Below are 19,918 nucleotides of genomic sequence, written 5' to 3' on the forward strand. Positions count from 1 at the left end.
GAAAGCTTAGCCAGCCGTCCGGGCATCTCCCAGCATCGTCTCCATGACCACACAAGAGCGCGGCGCGACCTATACGGAGGTCTTCGCGAGCCGGGAGTTCCGTGTCCTGTTCGGCGGCTTCACCCTCCTGGTGGCGGGGGACCAGGTCAAGATGCTGGCCCTGTCGGCGCTGGTCTACGCGCGGACCGGCTCGCCGGGGTTGTCGGCGGCGACGTACATGGTGGGCTTCCTCCCGTACATCGTCGGCGGGACGTTCCTGCTCTCGCTGGCCGACCGGATCCGGCCGCGTGCGCTGATGGTCGCCGGTGAGCTGCTGCGGGTGGTGACCTGCCTGCTCCTGGCCTTCGCGGGAATGCCCGTCTGGGCGATGCTCGCCCTGGTCCTGGCCACCGGGCTGTTCTCGCCGGTCTTCGGCGCGGCGCGCACCGCCCTCCTGCCCGACCTGCTGCCGGGCGACGCGTTCGTCCTGGCCAGGTCCGTGCTGAACGTGACGTCCGCCGGAGCCCAGATCGGCGGCCTGGCGGCGGGCGGCGCCATCCTCGCCCTCGCGGGACCCACGGGGGCGCTCGCCGTCACCGCCGCGCTGTCCGCCCTGGCGGCCGTCGTGCTGCGCTACGGCCTGCCCGACTTCCCCGCCAGGAACGAGGGGAACGCGGGCGTCGCGGGCCCGAAGGGGGAGGGGGCCGTACGGGAGACGCTGCGGGTCAACCGGGCCCTGCTGGCGGACCCCCGGGTGCGTGGACTGCTGCTCGCGCAGTGGCTGCCGGTCTCGCTCGTGGTGGGCGCCGAGGCGATGATGGTCCCCTACCTGGGGAACGCCGCCGGGTTCGCGCTCGCCGCCGCCTCCGTCGGCCTGGCGGCCGGAAGCTTCGTCGTCGGCCGGTTCGTCTCGCCCACCGGCAGGGAAAGGCTGGCGTTCCCCCTCGCGGTCGTGTCGGGCGTTCCCCTGTTCGCCTTCGCCGTCCAGCCGGGGCTCGCCGGGGCCGCGCTGATCGTGATGCTCTCCGCGGCGGCGTCGACCGCCTGCCAGCTGGGGTTGCAGCGGTGGTTCGTGGACGCGGTGCCCGAACCGGTCAGGGGGCAGGCGTTCGGCCTGGCCTCGGCGGGGATGATGACCGGCCAGGCCCTGGGCGGCGCCCTGGTCGGGGTCGCCGCCGAGGTGACCTCCCCGCACATGGCCGTCGTCCTCACGGGAGCCGCGACCGTCGTCTCCTCTCTCGCCCTGCACCGGTCGCTGAGAGCCGGTGCGCGGCGGCCCGCGTGACGACGTTCGCCCGAGGGCCGGGTACGGTCCCGTCCGTGGGCCGGGTCCGCGAACCCGGGGCTCCCGGGGTCCCCGGCCGGGGCTCAGTGGCGGGGGCCGGACCATTCGCGTGAGGCGCGGACGCGCAGGCGGCCGTATTCGAGCTCTCCGGTGATCCGGACGTGCAGCCCGCCCGGACGTGCGCGGCCGGGTACCGAGCAGTTCACGCTGCCCCATCCGGTGCGCACCCCGTCGACGTTCGCGGTCGCGCCGGGCGGCAGGATGATCGTGGCGGAGCCGTAGGGGAGCCGGAGCTCGATGTCGATCTCCGGATGCCGTACGACGGCCTCGGACAGGTCGAGCCGCGCCCCGCCGTACTCGGACTCGACATACAGCAGGCGCGGGACCTGCCAGTCGCCCGACCGCTTGATACGGCCGCCCGTGGTCGTCAGCCGGAGCACGTCGTCCGGGGTGTCCGGGCGGCCGGGGGCGTCCGGCAGGTCGGCGACCAGCGGCAGGAGTTCGCCGTGGGACTTCGCCGTGAGCGCGCGTTCGAGCCGTTCCTCCATCTCGCCGGGGCCGAGGCGGCCGTCGGCGAACGCCTGCTGGAGCTGCTGCACGACCCTGTCGCGCTCTCCGTCGGAGACGCGTATCCGTGGTTCCATCTGCGTCCTCATCTGCCTTTCCTCACCGAGCCGGATCACTGGCTGACGGCCTTCTTGTACAACCAGATGGACAGGGGCACGAACACGACCAGGAGCACCGCCGACCAGAGCAGTGTCGCCGGGACCGCGTGCTGGAGCGGCCAGGCGCCGGGCACCGGCATGGCCGCGTCGGTGTTGCCGAAGAGCTCGCGGGCGGCCTGGACGACCGTGGAGACGGGATTCCACTCGGCGACGAACCGCAGCGGTCCTGGCAGGCGGGTGCTGTCGACGAAGGCGTTGGACAGGAAGACCAGCGGCATCGACACGATGGTGGCGATGTTGTTGAAGATCTCGGGTTTGCGCAGGGCGAGCGCGACCGTCGCGGTCACCCACGAGAACGCGTACGAGAACAGCAGGAGCAGCAGGAAGCCCAGCACGGCCCGATGCGGCTCCGAGTGGATGCGCCAGCCGACGGCGAGCCCGACGAGGGCCATCGCGACGATGCTGCTCACGTTCATCAGGACGTCGCTGGAGGTCTGGCCGGTCAGCACCGCCGACGGGGACATGGGCAGCGTGCGGAACCGGTCGAAGATGCCCTTCTGCAGATCCTGGGTGAGCGTGTAGCCGGTGATCTGCGCGCTCGTCACGATCGTCTGGACGAAGATTCCCGGGATCATGTACTCCTGGTACGACATGCCCGGCAAAGCCATCATGCTGCCGAAGACGTACGCGAACAGGAGCACGAACACGATCGGGAGGATGATCACGCCGCCCAGCAGGTCGGGTGCTCGCTTGATCTTGAGGACGTTGCGTCTGGTGATCGTCATGCCGTCGGCGATCGCCAGCTGGAGAGTGTTCATCGGGTGGGCTCCTTCGTCGCGGTGAGGTCGCCGGCCTGGTGTCCGGTGAGGGTGAGGAACACCTCGTCCAGCGTCGGCCGCCGCAGCCCGGCGTCGCGTACGGCGACGCGTTCGGCGGCCAGGTGGCCCAGGGCCCTGGTGAGTGAGGCCGTGCCGTCGCTGACCGGGATCGTCAGCTGGAGCGCGGTGGTGTCGGCCCGCATCTCCCCCACGGCGAGGGGGGCCAGCGCGCGCCGTACGGCGTCCAGGTCGGTGGCGCTGGTCACGGTCAGCTCGATGCGGTCGCCGCCGACCTGGTCCTTGAGCTCGTCGGCGGTGCCGAGCGCGATCACGCGGCCGTGGTCGACCACCGCGATCGTCCTCGCCAGCCGGTCGGCCTCCTCCAGGTACTGCGTGGTGAGCAGCACGGTGGTGCCGTCGGCGACGAGCTCGGAGATGACGTCCCACAGGCTCGCGCGGGCCCGGGGGTCGAGGCCGGTGGTGGGCTCGTCGAGGAACAGCACCGGCGGGTCGGCGACGAGCGCTCCGGCCAAGTCGAGGCGGCGTCGCATGCCGCCGGAGTACCCCTGTACGGGGCGGTCGGCGGCCTCGGCCAGGTCGAAGCGTTCCAGCAGCTCGCGGGCCCGCCGCCTGCTGCGCTTGACGCCGAGGTGGTAGAGGCGGCCGACCATCTCCAGGTTCTCGGCACCGGTGAGGTGGTCGTCGACGGCGGCGTACTGGCCGGAGGCGCCGATGTGGGCGCGCAACCGCTGCGCGTCGGCGACGACGTCGAACCCGGCGACCGTGGCGCGGCCCGAGTCCGGTTTCAGCAGGGTTGTCAGGATCCGCACGGTCGTGGTCTTGCCGGCGCCGTTGGGGCCGAGCAGGCCGAACACCGTGCCCTGGGGGACGGACAGGTCCAGCCCGTCGAGGGCGACGACGTCGCCGTACTTCTTGACCAGCCCTTCGGCGGTGATCGCGGGGGGCATGCGGTTTTCTCCTTCGTCTCGTTCGTGTCGAGGGGATGAGGGTGTGACGGGGTAGGGAGACGGCGGAATGGGGAGGACGGGCGGGATGAGGGCGTGACGGGGTAGCGGGCGGTCGCCTGGCGACCGTCCGGGGGTGTGGTGATCGGACGGGGTTAGATGTCGAGGTCCTCCACGACGGGACGCTCCGCCATGTCGGCGATCAGGTCGTAGAACTCGTCCGGGACCTTGCCGCGCAGCTCCTGGAAGGTGTTCACGACCTCAAGGGTGGCCTCGCCCTGGACGAAGCCCCAGGTCGAGTCGGCCAGGCCGAGATAGGTCCGCCAGGCGCCGCGCGAGAGGAGACCCTCCAGCCAGTTGTCGGCTCCCGAGGTCAGGCTGTCGGTCCAGTCGGGTGAGCGGTCAACGTGCAGGACGTATTTGTCCTTGCGGGAGCGGTACACCCGGAACATCTCCACCCGGCTGCCCGTGGTGCGTCCCCACTCGCCGAGCAGCACCCCGGAGAAACGCTGCTTGCGGCCCGTGCCGCCCTGGCCGACCTGCACGATGATCTCTTCGTAGCCTTCTTGGCGGCCCTCCTCCATCTCGACGTAGCGCCGCAGCGCCACGCCGATCGCCGTCGACAGCTTGCCTCCGGCGAGCTCCTGCGCCCGCTGGAACAGGGGCAGGTCGTCGTCCGAGACGTAGATCGTTTTGTTGGGCATCGTTCCATCCTCATCCCGTATACGTATAAGGCTACGTATAGAGTGAGGCGCGTGGCAAGACTCTTCTGAAATTTCGCGTTATGTCGTGACTTTCCGCCGGGTGGTCACCGTCGTGGAGGAGGATCGGCCCAGGTGGATCGGGTTTCGTGCCGGGTGAGGAGGTATCACCCCTCGAAAGGGAGGATGGGGACACGGGAGAACACGCCGACGTCCCAGCGTTCGACCGGGGGTGGCGGAGGTGTCGGCGCCTGGATTCAGGCCAGGGCGTCGAACTCGCCGTTCTTGACGCCGCCGACGAAGGCTCGCCACTCGCCGGGGGTGAAGGCCAGGCGGGGGCCGTCGGGGTTCTTCGAGTCACGCACCGCGTACGCGCGGTCGTGTCGCTCGTCTCCGCCCGTCGAGATCACCGCGACCTCGACGCAATCTTGTCCGTTTCCGCTCCGCGAGCTCTTGCGCCACACTTCGCCGGACCGCTCTGACGCGGACATCATGGCCTCCTGACATCAGGTCTTCAATCTAGGTCGAAAGCGCCACCTTTGACACCGCTGACGAAGGCTTGCCAATCATCTGGAGAGAAGATCAACGCGGGGCCGTGTGGGTTCTTGCTGTCGCGAACGGCCACGATGCCGGTGAGGTTGGCGACCTCGACGCACTGGCCGTTGCCGCCACTGCGGCTGCTCTTGCGCCACTCGGCGTGGGACAGCTCTGGTGCGGTCATCCCGCCTCCTAACGTCAGGCCTTCTGCACGAAGTCGGCAGTCAGCTTACGTGAGGCTTCGGGGCTGAGTGCCAGGTCGCGAAGATAGTCAAAGACCAGGTTATACCGGTTGATCTCGACGTCTGCCTCCAGAAAAAGATCACCGGCCATGCTTTCGAGGTACACGATGTCCGGGTCAGGCTCCGTGAAGTGAAGGACGGCGAACGAGCCCTGTATGCCGGGGTAGGCGCCGACCTCAAATGGGATGACCTGGAAGGTCACGTTGGACATGGCGCTGACTTCGATCAGGTGCTCAAGCTGCTTCCGCATGATCTTCGCGCTGCCGACGCGGCAATGCAAGGAAGCTTCGGAGACGATGGCCGACAGCTGAAGAGGGGTGCTGCTCGTTAGAAGCTTCTGGCGTTCCAGCCGCGCTCGCACCCGGCTGTCAACGTCATCACCGCTAATGGTAGGCAGTACGCCCCTGACGAGTGCCTCGGCGTACTCCTGAGTCTGGAGAAGGCCGGGCATGTAAAGCGACTCGTAGTTTCGTACGGATTCCGCTTCTGACTCGAACCCGATGTACGTCGTGTAGTGCTCGGGCAACTCGGAGGGGAACGAGTGCAGCCATCCGCGCTGTGCGGCCTCCCGAGACAGCGCTATGAGTTCTGTGCGCCGGGGCTCCGGGACACCGTAAAGATCGAGAAGCGTCTGAAGGGTGCGGGCCTGCGGACGGGCTTTGGCGGTCTCAATCCGGTACAGGGTGACGGTGTTGATGGACGTGCGAGTTGTCACGTCCTCTCGCGTCATCTGTGCGGAGTCGCGAAGTTGTCGCAGCTCAGCGGCGAGGCGGCGGAGCCGAACAGTTGAGACGTGGCGACGGCCGGACACGGGTCCCCTTCTGGCTGGATGGCGCAACCCGAGTTTGCCGGTGATCGCGTCGCAAGACAACTTAGGTAAAGATGAGTTCGCAACGTTGCGAAAGCATGGCAGCGCATGCAAACTTGAGTCGAAGCTTCCATGCTCGGCAATCGCGGGCACGGAAAGTCATCAGATGGTTACCTGCCGACAATTTCGGCTGTCCAGCGGGGAGTGAGGCGAAGTGCGCGATCCGCAGCAAGAGCAGTACATCCACCTGGTGAAACTCGGTTGAGACCTGCGGGTTCTCGGGGTTTCCAGTTCGCTGGTCGTTCCGGCGGCCGGGGCGCCGCTGCTGGAGGTCATGACCACCGGTGGGGTACGGGTGCGCGTCCAGGTGATCCGCCGCGCGTGTGGGTGGGCCTTCGTCTGGCGGCCGTGGTGGTCGGTGATCTGGCGGCGTGGCGAGTGGGTCCCGGCGGGGGCCGACAACGCGGCCGACATGATCGCGTCGGCGGTGGCCGCGTGAGCGCGCCGGAGCGAACCGGCCACGGCACGACGGTCGCGGTGATCAGGCGCTGGGACGGTGCGCGTCGCGGGGCAGCGCGATTTTCCAGGAGTCGCGCGGTCGGCGGGGGCCGCTCGCGGGTGGGTGGTGGAACTGCTGGGCGGCCACGCGCCCGCAGGGCTGCTGGAGACGGTCGAGCTGCTGGTCGGCGAGGTGGTGACGAACGCCGTGCTGCACAGCGACTCGGCCGGGCCCGAGGGGCTGGTGACGGTCTGCGTGAGTCTCGGCCGCGACCTGGTCCACATCGAGGTGATCGACGACGGCTCGGCCGTCAACGTGCCCGAGGTGCGGGCGACCGACGGCGAGAGCCTCAGCGGGCGCGGCCTGGGCTGGGTGAACCTGCTGGCGAGCGCCTGGGGCAGCAGTCAGGACGAAGGCGGCGGAGCGGTCTGGTTCCAGCTCGCGAACGATCGAGCCTCGGGACCCGGCGCCCGCCTTTCCGGCTGATGTCCCTCACGGCCGGATCCGGGCATCCGAAGTGGCCGTGGACGGCGGGTCAGGGGCGGGCCAGGCGGTCGTACACGGTCGCGGCCGTCAGGCCGTAGGCCAGGTGCGGGACGATGTCCGACACCCACGACGACACGCTCCAGTCGCGCGGGTCGGTCAGGCGCAGCGCGGTGAGAGGGACGACGCTCGCGGCCATCGCCATCGCCGACAGCCCCACGGCGGCCACCGGAAGCGGAACGCGCCGGTCTCCGGCGAGCAGCCCGTACAGCCCGCCGACTCCCAGGCCCGTCGCGTACCCGAGCAGCGCGCCCAGCCCTTCGCGCCTGCTGTCGGCGGTCTCTCCCGAGCCGAGGCCGACGTCGGCACGCTCGGCCAGCTCGCCCGCCGCCCGGGCCGGTAGCCCGCTCGCCGCCCGCCCGCGTACGACCATGTCCAGGTAACCGGCGACGTCCAGCGCGGTGGTGCCCGCCGCGCCCGCGAGAACTCCCGCCGTCAGGGTCACGGCCGCCTCCCGGCCGGTACGGCCGGATCGTGAACACGTCCCGGTCTCGCGATGGCCCGCGCCCGCGGGTACCGCCGCTGGACGACCGTCCTCCACCCCTGTGACATGCGTCCTCCCCCGAGTCGGCAATGAGGTCGGTATGCCCGCCACCGTCACGGTCAATCCCGCGCCGACGTGCGCCTTCGTAAGGCGCGTGACGGAGAACGGCGGTTCGGGTCACGCCTCGCCGCGGTGAAACGGGCGGGCGAGCAGGCCGGTGATCACGACTTCGAGCGTCTCGCGGAGAGCCGTGGCGAAGTCCAGCCGCATGGCGGCCAGCGACGGGTCGGCCTCGTAGGCGGCCAGCATCGCGGCGGCCGGGCGCGAGTGGGTCCACACCGCGCCGGTCACCATGACGGTGGCGGCGGCGAGCCTCATCGCGTCGTGCGCGCCGAGCTCGCGGAGGTGTTCGCCGACCAGCCGGCTCAGGGTGCCGGCGTTGGCGACGGCGGCCCGCTTGTACTGCGCGGCGACCTGCGGGGAGACGTTGTGCTCCAGCACCGAGGCCTGGGCGGCGGCCAGGTCGCACAGCACCGGGCGGTCCGCGAGCGTGGTGGCGAGTGTGGCGGCCACCCGGTCGCCGCGCTCGTACGGCGTGGCGGTGCCGGTCCCGGTGCCGGTGCCGACCGCGGCGGTGAGCGCGCCGTCGAGGTGTTCCAGCCACTCCCGTGAGGCCACGTCGAGCAGTTCGAGCAGCACGGCCTCGCGGGACTCGAAGTAGCGCAGCACGTTCGACTTGGCCAGGCCGACGCGGCGGCTCAGCTCGTTGAGGCTCACCTGCGCCACCGGCATCTCGGCCAGCATCGCGGCGGCGGTGTCCAGGATCGCCTGCCTGCGCACCGCGCGCTGCTCCTCACTGCGTGCGCGCTGGAAGGTCGTCATCCCCGCAGTCTACAGACCGATGGTTCCTTGTTAAGAGACCGGCAGTCTGCTAGCGTTCACGACAACAGACCACCAGTCTTTAAAAGAGCCGGTCTTTGAAAGAACCAGAAGGAGCCGCCATGTACGCCGTCCCCGACCAGAGTGGGAAGTTCGCCGTCGTCACCGGCGCCAACAGCGGCACGGGCAAGGAGGCCGCCCGGCGCCTCGCCGACGCCGGGGCCCGCGTCGTGATGGCCGTCCGCACGGTCGCCAAGGGCGAGCGGGCCCGCGCCGAGATCCTGGCCCGGCACCCGCACGCCCGGCTGGAGGTGCGCCGGATCGACCTGGCCGACCTCGCCTCGGTCGAGGAGTTCGCCGACGGGATCCTCGCCGAGGGGACCCCGCTGGACCTGCTGGTCAACAACGCCGGGGTGATGTCCCCGCCCACCCGCCTGACCACGGCCGACGGCTTCGAGCTGCAGTTCGGCAGCAACTACCTCGGCCCCTTCGCGCTCACGGTCAGGCTCCTGCCGACGCTGCTCGCCGCCACGGCGCCACGCGTGGCCACCATGAGCAGCGGTACGGCCCACTACGGCCGGATCCGCTTCGACGACCTCCAGGGCGAGCGCCGCTACCGCCCCAACCTCGCCTACGCCCAGTCCAAGCTCGCCGACCTCATGCTGACCCGGCATCTCGCCGCCCTCGCCGTCCAGCGCGATTGGAACCTGCTGAGCACCGCGGCCCACCCCGGCTACACGCGCACGAACCTGCAGACGGCGGGCGCGAGCCTCGGCGGCGGCAGGCGGTCGCGCCTGTCCGCCCTGCTCGGCGCCCTCGATGTCCTGCCCTCGCAGGGCGTCGAGCAGGGCACCGAGCCGCTGCTGTACGCCGCGACCAGTCCCGACGCCGTCGCGGGCGGTTACTACGGCCCCGGCGGAAGGTTCGGGCTGGTCGGCCCCACCGTCACCGCCCGGCCGCCCCGCAGGGCCCTCGACCCCGCGACCAACGCCCGGCTGTGGGCCGAGTCCGAACGCCTCACCGGCGTCGCCCTGCCGGCCCACGTCGCCTGACCACCGCCGGGTGTTCGGACGGGCCGCTTATTTCGTACGGGAGAGCCGGTCTCGGTGGGAGGCCCCCTGTCCGGGCGCACCGCTCACCTCGTACGCGGAGAGCGGTCACGGCGGTCACGGCGGTCACGGCGGGAGTTCTCCCGAGCCCCGGGGGATGAGCCGGGTCGGCAGCTCGACGCGTTCGGGAGGGCCGAGGTGGCCGGAGAGGCGGCGGAAGAGCAGTTCGGCGGCGGTGCCGCCGAGCCGGACCGGATCCTGGGCGACCACGGTCACGCCGGGGTCCAGCAGGTCCGCCAGCTCGAAGTCGTCGAAGCCCACCAGGGCGGGCCGGTGTCCCGTGCGCAGCGCGGCCACGGTGATCCGGCCGTTGCCGGTGAACACCGCCGTGGGCGGGTCGTCGCCGGAGAGCATCCGGACCAGGGCGGGACCCGCCTGCCGGGGCGGGCCGGTCGCGACCAGGGAGGCGTCGAAGGGCAGGCCCGCCTCCGCGAGGGCGCGACGGTAGCCGCGCAGGCGCTCGCCCGAGGTGAAGATGGACGCGCTGTCGCCGACGAAGGCGACGCGGCGGTGACCGTGCCGGATCAGGTGGGCCACCCCCGCCCGCGCGCCCCCGGCGTTGTCGCAGAGCACCGTGTCGGCGTCCAGCCCGCCCGGCCGGTCGGCGAAGACGGCGGTGACGCCCGCGTCGAGCTCGGGCCGCAGATAGTCGTGGTCGGTCCCGGCGGGCACGATGATCAGGCCGTCGACCCCGCGGGAGCAGAAGGCGAGCGCCAGTTCCCGCTCGCGCCGGGGGTCCTCCCCCGAGGAGCCGCTGAGCAGCAGCGAGCCGTGCCGGAGCGCCACGTCCTCGACCGCGCGGCTGAACCCCGAGTAGAAGGGGTCGGCGACGTCCTCGATGACCAGGCCGATGCTCGCGGTCCTGCCCCGGCGCAGGACGCGGGCGCTCTCGTTGCGGCGGTAGCCGAGCCGCTCGATGGCGGCCGTGACCCGTTCCGCCGTGGCGGGGTTCACCCCCGGCTCACCGTTGACGACCCGGGACACGGTCTTCAGCGCCACCCCGGCCATCGCCGCGACGTCCTTCATGGTGGGACGTCCCCGCGAACTCTCTGTCACGGCCTGATCATCGCCCAGGTTCGGCGTGGTGACAACGTTGTCATCGAGGTGATGTGTCAGGGGTGGCGGGCGACCGGCACCGCGGGCCTGGCCCGATACGTTCTCGCGGGGCAGCGGGTAACGGCGGCCGGGGTGTGCGAGGGAGAGGGGGGCAGGGTCAGCGGCGGGACAGGGCGCCGCCCTTGACGCCCGAGGCGTGCAGGTCGGCCTCCACCCGCGCGGCGGTGGCGAGCAGCGGCGGGAGCAGGTGGCGGCGGGCGGACTCCGGGGTCGTACGGCTCGCGTGGGAGGAGATGTTGATCGCGGCGGTCACCCGCCCCGAGCGTTCCCTGACCGGGACGGCGATCGAGCGCAGGCCCTCCTCCAGCTCCTGGTCGACCATCGCCCAGCCCTGGGCGCGGACCCTGCCGAGCTCGGCCCCGAGGGCGTCGGGAGAGGTGATCGTCTTGGGGGTGAACCGGTGGAACTCGACGTGCCCGAGGTAGGCGTCGAGGTCGCCGGGCGGCAGCCAGGCCAGCAGCACCCTGCCCATCGAGGTGCAGTGGGCCGGGAAACGGGTGCCGATGTTGATGGTCACCCGCATGATCCTGCTGGTCGCCACCCGGGCCACGTAGACGACGTCCTCGCCGTCGAGCACCGCCACCGACGCCGACTCGTGCACCTCGGCGACGAGGCGTTCGAGGTGCGGCTCGGCCACCTCGGGCAGCGAGAGGCTGGACAGGTAGGCGTACCCGAGATCGAGGACGCGGGGGGAGAGCGCGAACAGCCGCCCGTCGGTCCTGACGTAGCCGAGGTCGACGAGCGTCAGCAGGAACCGCCGGGCCGCGGCCCGGGTCAGGCCGGTCGCGCGGGCCACCTCGCTGAGCGTCAGCTCGGGGCTCGTCGCGCTGAACGCCTTGATCACCGAGAGCCCGCGTGCCAGCGACTGCACGTGGTCCGAGCCACGGTCAACCGGTTCGACCATCCCCGCCCTCCTCGTTCCGGTCGAACTCTAGCGCCGCCCGTGCCACCGCGAACGCCCGGTTGGCGGCGGGCACGCCCGCGTAGATCGCGCTCTGCAGCAGCACTTCCTTGATCTCCTCCTCGGTGAGGCCGACGCGGAGCGCCGCCCTGACGTGCATGGCCAGCTCGTGCTCGTGCCCGAGCGCGGAGAGCATGGCCAGCGTGATGCAGCTGCGGGTGCGCCGGTCCAGGCCGGGACGGGTCCAGATCTCACCCCAGGCGTATTCGGTGATGAACTCCTGGAAGTCCGCGGTGAACGGGGTGGTGCCCGCGACGGCGCGGTCCACATGCTCGTCGCCGAGTACGGCCCGGCGCGTCGCGTCCCCGGCGGCCCACCCGGTCGTGCCGTTCGTGTCGTCCGTGCCGTTCGTTTCTCCGGTCTTCCCGCTCATCTGCCCGCTCTCCCGGTCGTTCGTGTCTTCCCGCTCATGTGCTCGCTCTCCCGGTCGTTCGTGCCGGTGTCCGTTCGCTCATCCGCCGGCTCCCGTGAGGTTCCGGTGGGCGGCGAGCGCCCGGTCGACGAAGGTGGCGGCGGAGCCGAGGGCGCCCGCCGGGTCGAGGGCCGCGTCGATCTCCCCGGCGGTCAGGGACACGCCGGGGTCGGCGAGCAGGACCTCCCGCAGCTCCGCGCCCTCCTCGGTGGCGCGGGCGCAGGCGGCGTCCACCAGCCTCCGGGCCTCCGGGGTGCCGCCGAGGCGTGCGACGACCTGCTCGGCCATGAGCAGCCCCCGGGTCGCCCCGAGGTTGGCGCGCATCCTGGCCGGGTCCACGGTCAGGCCCTCCAGCACCTCGCGGAGCCAGGCGGCGGCGCTGCCGGTGAGCCTGAGCAGCTCGCCCAGCGTCTCCCACTCGGCCTGCCAGGGGCCCGCCGCGCGCTCGTGCTCCTGGACCATGCCGTCCAGGACCGAGGCGACCAGCCCGGGGGCGCGCTGGACGCAGGCGAGCACGGACATCGAGCCCACCGGGTTGCGCTTGTGCGGCATCGCGCTGGAGGTGCCCCGGCCGGGCCCGGTGGGCTCGGCGACCTCCGCCACCTCGGTCTGGGCGAGCAGCTTCACGTCGTTCGCCACCTTGCCGAGCGTCCCGGCGGCGGTGCCGAGCGCGCAGGCGAGCCGGGCCACCGGGGTCCGGTCGGTGTGCCAGGGGACGACCGGCTCGGCCAGCCCCAGCCCGGCCGCCAGGAGGGGCGGCACCTCGTGGCCCCGCTCGCCGAGGACCGACAGGGTGCCCGCCGCCCCGCCGTACTGGACCGGCAGCGGCACCTCCGCCAGCCCGGCCCGCGAGCGGTCCAGCGCGCTCAGCCAGCCCGCCGCCTTCAGCCCGAACGTGATGGGCACGGCGTGCTGCAGTACGGTGCGCCCGGCCATGACGGTGCCGCGATGGCCGGACGCCAGCCGCGCGCAGGCGTCCGCGCAGGCGGACAGGTCGGCCAGGATCGGGGCCAGCGCGCGGCGGGCGACCAGCATGGCGGCGGTGTCGTTGATGTCCTGGCTGGTGGCGCCGTGGTGGACGAACCGCCGCAGGCCGGGCTCGACCCGCTCCCGCAGGGCGGCGACCAGGGGGATGACGGGGTTGCCGGTCCGCGCGGCCCGCTCGCCCAGCTCGGCGACGTCGTAGAGCTCGGGGCGGCAGGCCCCCGCCAGCGCGGCGGGCACCTCGGCGGGGACCAGGCCGATCCCGGCCTGCGCGCCGGCCAGCGCGGCCTCGACGTCCAGCATGGCGGCGAGCCACGCGACGTCCGACACCTCCGCCGCGGCCTCGCCCCTGGCGAACATCCCGGAGAACAGGCCGGGGCGCGGTCCGTCGTGCGCGGAAGAGGGAGAGGTCATGTCCACCTCCGGGTGGTTCGGGCACCGGTCATGGCCGCTCAGGGACCGATTCCCTCAAGGACGACGGCGAGTCCCTGGCCCACGCCGACGCAGATGGCGGCCAGGCCGTACCCGCCGCCCCGGAGGTGCAGCTCGTGGGCGAGGGTGCCGAGGATACGCGCCCCCGAGGAGCCGAGGGGGTGGCCGAGCGCGATGGCGCCGCCGTTGACGTTGACGATCTCGGGGTCGAGGTCGGGCCAGTCGGCGAGGCAGGCCAGCGACTGGGCGGCGAACGCCTCGTTGAGCTCGACCACGCTCAGGTCGGACCAGCCGACGCCCGCCCGCTTGAGGGCCGTACGGGCCGCGTCGACAGGTCCGATGCCGAACAGGTGGGGCTCGACGCCGATCACCGCGCGGGAGACGATCCTGGCCAGCGGGGCCCGCCCCGACCGGGCGGCCCCCGCCTCGTCGCCGACGAGCAGCGCGGCGGCGCCGTCGTTGAGCGGGGAGGCGTTTCCCGCGGTGACGGTGCCGCCGGGGCGGAAGACCGGCTTCAGGCCGGCCAGGGACTCCTCGGTCGAGTCGGCCCTGACGGACTCGTCGCGGTCGAGGGCGTCGAGCGGGACCACCTCGCGGTCGAAGACGCCGCGCTCCCAGGCCGCCGCCGCGCGCCGGTGGCTGCGCAGCGCGAACCGGTCCTGGGCCTCGCGGCCGATGTCGTAGCGGTCGGCGAGGATCTCGGCGCCCTCGCCCAGGGCGACCGTCCACTCGGCGGGCATCCGAGGGTTGACCATGCGCCAGCCGAGGGCGGTGTCGTGCAGGGTCCGCTCTCCCCGGTCGAAGCCGCGCGCCGGTTTGGGCATCACCCACGGCGCCCGGCTCATCGACTCGGAGCCTCCGGCGACCACCAGGGACGCGTCGCCCACGGCCACCGCGCGGGAGGCGGCGATCGCCGCCTCCAGGCCGGAGCCGCACAGCCGGTTGAGGGTCGTGCCGGGCACCGTCACCGGCAGCCCGGCCAGGAGTACGGCCATCCGCGCGACGTCCCGGTTGTCCTCGCCCGCCCCGTTGGCCGCGCCGAGGAACACGTCCTCGATGGCGGCGGGGTCGAGGGCGGGGGAACGGTCGGCGAGCGCGCGGACGACGTGCGCGGCCAGGTCGTCGGGGCGGACGCCCGACAGCGCCCCGCCGTACCGGCCGATGGGCGTGCGGACCGCGTCGAGGATGTAGACGTCGTTCACGATCGGGGACTCCTGTCCGCCCGGTGGCTGGGTGCTCGGGTAGTGCCAGGACATATGTTCGTTATGCGAACGAATGTTCCCTCAATGAACATACTGATTCGCCGTCCGGGCGGTCAACTCGGCGGGGCGCGGCTCCTTGACACACTTGATATCAGCGGCGTAACTTCCGCGATATGCCTCGTTCGTCCGGAGAATCATTGTTCGCATAACGAACTTCACCCCTCCCGTCCTTCCCTCCGGGAGGTCCTGTGCGCCATCCCCCAGCCGTCCCGACTCGCGGGCAGCCCGCCGGGGACGGGCGTACGGCGCGCTGTCGGGGAGCTTTTTCGTACCCGGCTCCGGCGCGGTGGCGCGGGCGTTCGCGATCTCGCGGCTGACGGCGACCGCCGGACGACAGTCGTGCGGCCGAACATGACAAAGGAGACGACGCTATGCCGCTTATGGATGCCAAGACGTGGGCCGGGCAGGTTTTCGGGGACGGCTGGGTCACCTCGCACGCGGGTGACGCGGCCGTGGTCGAGCCCGCCACCGGCGCGGAACTCGGCCGGGTCGGCGTGGCCGGGGCCGAGGACGTGGCGGCGGCGGCCGTGCGTGCCGTACGGGCGCAGCGGGAGTGGGCGGCGACCTCGTTCGAGGAGCGGGCGGCCGTGCTGCGGCGGGCCGGGCTGCTGTTCGAGGAGCACGCGGAGGAGATCCAGGACTGGCTGGTCCGCGAGGCCGGGTCGATCCGCCCCAAGGCGGGGGTGGAGACGCACGTCGCCGCCCAGGAGTGCCACGAGGCCGCCGCGCTGGCGTCGCAGCCGCTGGGGGAGATCCTGCCGACCGTCAAGCAGCGGCTCAGCCTGGCCCGCCGCGTACCCGCCGGGGTGGTCGGGGTGATCTCCCCGTTCAACTTCCCGCTGGTCCTCGCCATCCGCTCGGTCGCCCCGGCACTCGCCCTGGGGAACGCGGTGATCCTCAAGCCCGACCCGCGCACCGCCGTCTCCGGTGGCGTCGTCATCGCCCGCGTCTTCGAGGAGGCGGGACTGCCGTCCGGGCTGCTCCACGTGCTGCCGGGCGGGGTGGCGGCGGGGCAGGCGCTGGTCGGCGACCCGCTGGTACGAGTGATCTCCTTCACCGGCTCGACCTCGGCGGGCCGCGCGGTCGGGGAGGCGTGCGGGCGGCTGCTCAAGCGGGCGCACCTGGAACTCGGCGGCAACAGCGCGCTGATCGTCCTGGACGACGCCGACCTGGACCTCGCGGTCTCGGCGGGCGCCTGGGGCTCCTTCCTGCACCAGGGGCAGATCTGCATGACCACCGGACGCCACCTGGTGCACTCCTCGATCGCGGAGGAGTACGTGGCGCGGCTCGCGGAGAAGGCCGACCACCTGCCGGTCGGCGACCCGGCGGGCGGGCAGGTCGCGCTCGGGCCGCTCATCGACGCCGGTCAGCGGGACAAGGTCCACGGCCTGGTCACCGCGAGCGTCGACGCCGGGGCCCGGCTGGCCGCGGGCGGTACTTACGAGGGACTCCTCTACCGGCCCACGGTCCTGGCCGACCTGCCCGCGCACTCTCCCGCGTACGTCCAGGAGGTGTTCGGCCCGGTCGCGCCCGTCGTGCCGTTCTCCACGATCGAGGAGGCCGCCGCGCTGGCCTCCGACAGCGAGTACGGCCTGTCGCTGGGCATCCTGACGCGCGACGCGATGCGCGGCCTGGCGCTGGCCGACCTCGTTCCCACCGGGATCGTGCACGTCAACGACCAGACGGTGGACGACGAGGCGGTGGCCCCGTTCGGCGGGGTCGGCGCGTCGGGCACCGGCTCGCGCTTCGGCGGGGGACGGGCCAACATCGAGGCCTTCACCGAGACTCGCTGGGTGACGATGCAGGGAAATATCGCGACGTATCCCTTCTGACGGGCAGGACTCGGATACCGGCCGGGCCGGGGCGTGCTCGGTGGACCACCGGGTGAGCGGGGGATTGGTGTTTAACCTCCCCCGGTGGTGCGCTGTGAGGCCTATGGGAGAGTTGGGCGGTGTCCAAGCAAGGGGGAAGTGTGTCGCGGGTGTCGCCGGTGTCGCGGGTGTTGCTCATCGCGGGGTTCGTGCTCGCGGCGCTCAACCTGCGGCCCGCGCTGGCGGGCGTCTCCCCGGTGCTGGACGAGATCATGGAGGATCTCGGGCTGAGCGCCGCCGGGGGCGGGGCGATCACCACGGTCATGGTGGTCTGCCTGGGAGTCCTCGGCCCGCTCGCCCCCCTGCTCGCCCGCCGCTTCGGCCTGGACCGCACGCTCATGGCCGGGCTGCTGATCCTGGCGGCCGGGGTGGCGCTGCGCGCCACGGGAAGCGTTCCCGCCCTCTACGCGGGCGCGGCCGTCGCGGGCACGGCCATCGCCGTGATGAACGTCGCGATGCCCGGCGTGGTCAAACAGCACTTCCCCGCGCGGGTCGGGCCTTTCACCGCGGTCTACGTCTCCTGCCTGGTGCTGGGCGCCGCCGCGGCGTCCGGTTCGGTGGTCCCGATCGAGCGGGCCACCGGGCTCGGCTGGCGCGAGGTGACGGCGATGACCGCGATCCCGGCACTGGCCGCCGCGGCGCTCTGGCTGCCCCAGGCCCTGCGCCGCCCCGCCCGCCCGGAGGTCGCGCCCAGGCCGTTCGCCCTGCTGCTCCGCAGCCGGGTGACCTGGTACGTCACCGTCTACATGGGCCTGCAGTCGCTCACCTTCTACATCATGCTGGCCTGGATACCGACGATCTTCAAGGACGCGGGGCTCCCCGCCGACCAGGCCGGATACATGCTCAGTCTCACCAACCTCGCCCAGGTGGCGGCCACGCTGACCGTCCCGGTGCTCGCGGGACGGGCCCGGTCGCAGGTGCCGTACGTCACCGTCGCGACCGTCCTCACGATCGCCGGATACCTCGGCGTGCTGATCGCCCCCGCCGCCCTGCCGTGGCTCTGGATGATCGTCCTCGGGGTGGGGCAGGGCGCCTCGATCGCGCTCGCCCTGCTCATCATCACGCTCCGCGCGCCCGACACGGTCTCGGTCACCGCGCTGTCGGCCGTCGCCCAGTCCGTCGGCTACACGCTGGCCGCGCTCGGACCGCTCCTGATCGGCGCGCTGCACCAGCTCTCGGGCGGCTGGACGCTGCCGCTGCTGGCCGGGCTCGGCGCGTGCGGCCTGCAGCTGGCGGCCGGGTTCCTGGCCGGGCGCCCGGTCACGCCGTCCGGCGCCGGAGAGCCTCGCCCGTCCGAGGGCTCGCCCTCCCTGGCCTGACCCGCGCCGGGGCCCGCCTCCCCCTGCCCGCGCCGGATACTCACCTTCCCCGGTCCGGCCCGCGCCGGGGTTCCCTCTTCCCGGCCTGATCCGCGCCGGGGGATCCACCTTCTCCGAGCCTGACTCACACGCCGTGAACGCGCAGGTCAGCGGGGTTATACGGCCTCTTGTGGCTTCCCTGGAGGGCGCGTGGCGTCGGACGGGGCCGCCACCGGATGACCGGGGGGCGGAGCCGCGTCTCGCGGCACGCCGTACGGCATCGCGTTCACCCGGATCAGGGTGGCCATAGGAAGCCCGCAGGAAGCCGCCCGCGCGTCCCGTTCCCTTCGCGAGTCGTTGTTCCAATGGTCATCCGGGCGGCCTACGTTCCTGAACATGATCCGTAGGCTTCTGGCCGCGGCGCTCGCGGTCCTCGCGACCGGTACCGTCGCCGTTGTGCTGCAACAACCCGAACCCGCCACCGCCGAGCCCCGCGGCCGCGAACCCGTCGTCATCGGCCACCGGGGCGCCAGCGCGCACCGGCCCGAGCACACCCTGCTCGCGTACGAGGCCGCGATCGCGCTCGGTGCCGACTACATCGAGCCCGACCTGGTCTCCACGAAGGACCGCGTGCTGGTGGCCAGGCACGAGAACGAGATCGGCGGCACCACGGACGTCGAGAACCATCCCGAGTTCGCGGCGCGCCGGACGACGAAGACCATCGACGGCACCCCGATCACCGGCTGGTTCACCGAGGACTTCACGCTCGCCGAGCTGAAGACGCTCAGGGCCGAGGAGCGCATCCCTGACCTGCGCCCGGACAACACCGCCTTCAACGGCCTCGCGGAGATCCCGACCTTCGACGAGGTCGTCGCGCTCGCCAAGCGGAGCGGGGTCGGCGTCTACCCCGAGACCAAGCACCCGAGCTACTTCGACTCCATCGGCCTCTCCCTGGAGGAGCCGCTGCTCGACGTGCTCGCCCGGCACGGCTGGCGCGGGAGCCGGGACCCGGTCTTCATCCAGTCCTTCGAGACCGCCAACCTGCGCGCGCTGAGCAAGAGGACCAGGCTGCCGCTGGTCCAGCTGATCACCGCCACCGGCGCCCCGTACGACTGGGTGGCCGCCGGAGACCCGCGCACCTACGACACCATGGTCACCCCCGCCGGGCTCCGCGACGTGGCGAGCTACGCGGACGGCGTCGGCGTCGACACCAGGCGGATCGTGCCCACCGGCCCCGACGGCCGCCTCCTGCAGCCCACCCCGCTCATCCGAGACGCCCACCGGGCCGGTCTGAAGGTCCACACCTGGACCGTCAGGAACGAGAACTCGCAGCTCCCGGTGGACTTCCGGCTCGGGAACCCGGCGAGCCCGGCCTACCCGCGCGCCACCGGCAACGTGATGGGCTGGCTGGAGAGGCTCTACTCCCTCGGCGTCGACGGCGTCTTCGCCGACGACCCGGGCATGGCCAACGCCGTCAGGGCACGCGTCTTCTGACACCTCCTGCCCCGGGACGGGGGTCCCGCGACGGCGAGACCCCCACCCCTTACTTTCCGCGCGTCTTCTCCACCGTCTCGGCCATGCGTGGAGCTTCGTTCATCGGCGCTGAACTCACCGGCTTTTTCGCGGCACGTTTTTCTTTACCCGAGCCTCTCGATCGTCCTAGGATCTGAATCGCTCTGTCCACGAGACGAGCCGCGTGCACCGTACGGGTGAGCACGCAGGCCGCGTTCCCAGCAGGCCGCGAATCTTATTCACCCAGGTGATCTATGCCCTCACAGACGTTGGTTCGGGGCTCTGGGTGATCAAGGTCGAGCGAAGGGGAACGTGTGAGCGAGTCGACTCATCGGGCGCTTCTGGTCATCATCGCGGTGCTCGCCGGTGTGATCATCAGTTTGATCGCGGGCATTCTGTCCACCGCGGGCGGGGCCGCAGTCTCCTCGGCCATCCTGCTGGGTGGTGCCGCCTTCGCGGGGGCGGTGACGCTCCTGCTCGCGATCTTCTACGCGCTCAGGCTGCTGTGACGAACGTCTGGGGCCGTGGCGAGGCGCCCGGCCCCCGTACGACCGCC

General features: G+C 72.0%; 22 protein-coding genes. 8 read left to right on the top strand and 14 right to left on the bottom strand.

Features of this window, described 5'->3' with window-relative positions; all coding sequences use genetic code 11:
• Positions 1-43 precede the first annotated feature (43 nt).
• Positions 44-1,264, top strand: a complete 1,221-nt coding sequence (locus ACSC1Q_RS19880) for an MFS transporter (protein ID WP_436760190.1) — start codon at positions 44-46, stop codon at positions 1,262-1,264.
• A gap of 83 nt (positions 1,265-1,347) precedes the next feature.
• Here the strand turns inward: ACSC1Q_RS19880 and ACSC1Q_RS19885 are convergent, their stop codons facing one another.
• The 7 genes from ACSC1Q_RS19885 to ACSC1Q_RS19915 all read right to left on the bottom strand — a co-directional run bounded on the left by ACSC1Q_RS19885 (position 1,348) and on the right by ACSC1Q_RS19915 (position 6,003).
• Positions 1,348-1,920, bottom strand: coding sequence for a DUF1707 SHOCT-like domain-containing protein (locus tag ACSC1Q_RS19885; protein WP_436760191.1), 573 nt, complete (start codon positions 1,918-1,920; stop codon positions 1,348-1,350).
• A 23-nt stretch (positions 1,921-1,943) separates the two neighbouring features.
• On the bottom strand, positions 1,944-2,747 hold the full coding sequence (locus ACSC1Q_RS19890) for an ABC transporter permease (protein ID WP_436760192.1): 804 nt from the start codon (positions 2,745-2,747) through the stop codon (positions 1,944-1,946).
• Entirely contained in the window at positions 2,744-3,715 is a 972-nt protein-coding gene (locus ACSC1Q_RS19895; RefSeq protein WP_436760193.1) for an ATP-binding cassette domain-containing protein, read from the bottom strand. The genes ACSC1Q_RS19890 and ACSC1Q_RS19895 overlap by 4 nt, the downstream gene beginning before the upstream one ends.
• 152 nt (positions 3,716-3,867) lie before the next feature.
• Positions 3,868-4,416 carry an EXLDI protein gene (locus tag ACSC1Q_RS19900; protein ID WP_436760194.1) on the bottom strand — a complete coding sequence of 183 codons (549 nt, stop codon included), beginning with the start codon at positions 4,414-4,416 and terminating at the stop codon, positions 3,868-3,870.
• A gap of 254 nt (positions 4,417-4,670) precedes the next feature.
• A complete protein-coding gene (locus tag ACSC1Q_RS19905) occupies positions 4,671-4,907 on the bottom strand; it encodes a DUF397 domain-containing protein (protein ID WP_436760195.1) in 237 nt (78 codons plus the stop codon).
• Positions 4,908-4,927: 20 nt separating this feature from the next.
• The gene (locus ACSC1Q_RS19910) at positions 4,928-5,134 is read right to left on the bottom strand and encodes a DUF397 domain-containing protein (RefSeq protein WP_436760196.1); all 207 of its coding nucleotides are present in this window, start codon (positions 5,132-5,134) and stop codon (positions 4,928-4,930) included.
• Between the two features lie 14 nt (positions 5,135-5,148).
• Complete coding sequence (locus ACSC1Q_RS19915; RefSeq protein ID WP_436760267.1) at positions 5,149-6,003, bottom strand: helix-turn-helix domain-containing protein; 855 nt, start codon at positions 6,001-6,003, stop codon at positions 5,149-5,151.
• A 331-nt stretch (positions 6,004-6,334) separates the two neighbouring features.
• On the opposite strand from ACSC1Q_RS19915, the gene ACSC1Q_RS19920 reads away from it, so the two are divergent.
• Together ACSC1Q_RS19920 and ACSC1Q_RS19925 are read left to right on the top strand one after the other, a co-directional pair.
• A complete protein-coding gene (locus tag ACSC1Q_RS19920) occupies positions 6,335-6,499 on the top strand; it encodes a hypothetical protein (RefSeq protein WP_436760197.1) in 165 nt (54 codons plus the stop codon).
• A 57-nt stretch (positions 6,500-6,556) separates the two neighbouring features.
• A complete protein-coding gene (locus ACSC1Q_RS19925; RefSeq protein WP_436760198.1) occupies positions 6,557-6,985 on the top strand; it encodes an ATP-binding protein in 429 nt (142 codons plus the stop codon).
• 49 nt (positions 6,986-7,034) lie between these two features.
• On the opposite strand, the gene ACSC1Q_RS19930 is transcribed toward ACSC1Q_RS19925, so the two are convergent.
• Together ACSC1Q_RS19930 and ACSC1Q_RS19935 are read right to left on the bottom strand one after the other, a co-directional pair.
• Complete coding sequence (locus ACSC1Q_RS19930; RefSeq protein WP_436760199.1) at positions 7,035-7,487, bottom strand: hypothetical protein; 453 nt, start codon at positions 7,485-7,487, stop codon at positions 7,035-7,037.
• A 216-nt stretch (positions 7,488-7,703) separates the two neighbouring features.
• Entirely contained in the window at positions 7,704-8,408 is a 705-nt protein-coding gene (locus ACSC1Q_RS19935; protein ID WP_436760200.1) for a TetR/AcrR family transcriptional regulator, read from the bottom strand.
• A 119-nt stretch (positions 8,409-8,527) separates the two neighbouring features.
• Here ACSC1Q_RS19935 and ACSC1Q_RS19940 point away from each other — a divergent pair, with 119 nt between their 5' ends.
• On the top strand, positions 8,528-9,457 hold the full coding sequence (locus ACSC1Q_RS19940; RefSeq protein ID WP_436760201.1) for an SDR family oxidoreductase: 930 nt from the start codon (positions 8,528-8,530) through the stop codon (positions 9,455-9,457).
• A gap of 123 nt (positions 9,458-9,580) precedes the next feature.
• Here ACSC1Q_RS19940 and ACSC1Q_RS19945 read toward each other — a convergent pair whose 3' ends face one another.
• From ACSC1Q_RS19945 to ACSC1Q_RS19965, 5 genes are all read right to left on the bottom strand, one after another.
• Positions 9,581-10,570 (bottom strand): LacI family DNA-binding transcriptional regulator, encoded by a 990-nt coding sequence (locus ACSC1Q_RS19945; RefSeq protein ID WP_436760202.1) that lies wholly within the window; start codon positions 10,568-10,570, stop codon positions 9,581-9,583.
• 157 nt (positions 10,571-10,727) lie between these two features.
• The gene (locus tag ACSC1Q_RS19950) at positions 10,728-11,534 is read right to left on the bottom strand and encodes an IclR family transcriptional regulator (protein WP_436760203.1); all 807 of its coding nucleotides are present in this window, start codon (positions 11,532-11,534) and stop codon (positions 10,728-10,730) included.
• Positions 11,518-11,964, bottom strand: a complete 447-nt coding sequence (pcaC, locus tag ACSC1Q_RS19955) for a 4-carboxymuconolactone decarboxylase (protein ID WP_436760204.1) — start codon at positions 11,962-11,964, stop codon at positions 11,518-11,520. Before pcaC ends, ACSC1Q_RS19950 begins: the two co-directional genes overlap by 17 nt.
• A 78-nt stretch (positions 11,965-12,042) precedes the next feature.
• Positions 12,043-13,401: a 3-carboxy-cis,cis-muconate cycloisomerase gene (gene pcaB / locus ACSC1Q_RS19960; RefSeq protein ID WP_436760205.1), complete on the bottom strand. Its 1,359-nt coding sequence runs from the start codon at positions 13,399-13,401 to the stop codon at positions 12,043-12,045.
• 38 nt (positions 13,402-13,439) lie between these two features.
• Positions 13,440-14,621, bottom strand: a complete 1,182-nt coding sequence (locus ACSC1Q_RS19965; RefSeq protein ID WP_436760268.1) for a thiolase family protein — start codon at positions 14,619-14,621, stop codon at positions 13,440-13,442.
• Between the two features lie 431 nt (positions 14,622-15,052).
• Between ACSC1Q_RS19965 and ACSC1Q_RS19970 the strand changes: the two genes are divergently transcribed.
• From ACSC1Q_RS19970 to ACSC1Q_RS19985, 4 genes are all read left to right on the top strand, one after another.
• The gene (locus tag ACSC1Q_RS19970; protein WP_436760206.1) at positions 15,053-16,513 is read left to right on the top strand and encodes a benzaldehyde dehydrogenase; all 1,461 of its coding nucleotides are present in this window, start codon (positions 15,053-15,055) and stop codon (positions 16,511-16,513) included.
• A gap of 188 nt (positions 16,514-16,701) precedes the next feature.
• Positions 16,702-17,871, top strand: a complete 1,170-nt coding sequence (locus tag ACSC1Q_RS19975; protein ID WP_436760269.1) for a CynX/NimT family MFS transporter — start codon at positions 16,702-16,704, stop codon at positions 17,869-17,871.
• A 375-nt stretch (positions 17,872-18,246) separates the two neighbouring features.
• On the top strand, positions 18,247-19,344 hold the full coding sequence (locus ACSC1Q_RS19980) for a glycerophosphodiester phosphodiesterase (protein WP_436760207.1): 1,098 nt from the start codon (positions 18,247-18,249) through the stop codon (positions 19,342-19,344).
• Positions 19,345-19,676: 332 nt separating this feature from the next.
• Entirely contained in the window at positions 19,677-19,871 is a 195-nt protein-coding gene (locus tag ACSC1Q_RS19985) for a hypothetical protein (RefSeq protein WP_436760208.1), read from the top strand.
• The last annotated feature ends 47 nt before the right edge of the window (positions 19,872-19,918 follow it).

Source organism: Streptosporangium heterodermiicola (assembly GCF_051390675.1).
Lineage (GTDB): Bacteria > Actinomycetota > Actinomycetes > Streptosporangiales > Streptosporangiaceae > Streptosporangium.

Coding starts and splice junctions, on each gene's coding strand:
- ACSC1Q_RS19880 (WP_436760190.1), top strand. CDS start 44: ATGACCACACAAGAGCGCGGCGCGACCTATACGGAGGTCTTCGCGAGC.
- ACSC1Q_RS19885 (WP_436760191.1), bottom strand. CDS start 1,920: ATGAGGACGCAGATGGAACCACGGATACGCGTCTCCGACGGAGAGCGC.
- ACSC1Q_RS19890 (WP_436760192.1), bottom strand. CDS start 2,747: ATGAACACTCTCCAGCTGGCGATCGCCGACGGCATGACGATCACCAGA.
- ACSC1Q_RS19895 (WP_436760193.1), bottom strand. CDS start 3,715: ATGCCCCCCGCGATCACCGCCGAAGGGCTGGTCAAGAAGTACGGCGAC.
- ACSC1Q_RS19900 (WP_436760194.1), bottom strand. CDS start 4,416: ATGCCCAACAAAACGATCTACGTCTCGGACGACGACCTGCCCCTGTTC.
- ACSC1Q_RS19905 (WP_436760195.1), bottom strand. CDS start 4,907: ATGATGTCCGCGTCAGAGCGGTCCGGCGAAGTGTGGCGCAAGAGCTCG.
- ACSC1Q_RS19910 (WP_436760196.1), bottom strand. CDS start 5,134: ATGACCGCACCAGAGCTGTCCCACGCCGAGTGGCGCAAGAGCAGCCGC.
- ACSC1Q_RS19920 (WP_436760197.1), top strand. CDS start 6,335: ATGACCACCGGTGGGGTACGGGTGCGCGTCCAGGTGATCCGCCGCGCG.
- ACSC1Q_RS19935 (WP_436760200.1), bottom strand. CDS start 8,408: ATGACGACCTTCCAGCGCGCACGCAGTGAGGAGCAGCGCGCGGTGCGC.
- ACSC1Q_RS19940 (WP_436760201.1), top strand. CDS start 8,528: ATGTACGCCGTCCCCGACCAGAGTGGGAAGTTCGCCGTCGTCACCGGC.
- ACSC1Q_RS19950 (WP_436760203.1), bottom strand. CDS start 11,534: ATGGTCGAACCGGTTGACCGTGGCTCGGACCACGTGCAGTCGCTGGCA.
- pcaC (WP_436760204.1), bottom strand. CDS start 11,964: ATGAGCGGGAAGACCGGAGAAACGAACGGCACGGACGACACGAACGGC.
- pcaB (WP_436760205.1), bottom strand. CDS start 13,401: ATGACCTCTCCCTCTTCCGCGCACGACGGACCGCGCCCCGGCCTGTTC.
- ACSC1Q_RS19970 (WP_436760206.1), top strand. CDS start 15,053: ATGCCGCTTATGGATGCCAAGACGTGGGCCGGGCAGGTTTTCGGGGAC.
- ACSC1Q_RS19980 (WP_436760207.1), top strand. CDS start 18,247: ATGATCCGTAGGCTTCTGGCCGCGGCGCTCGCGGTCCTCGCGACCGGT.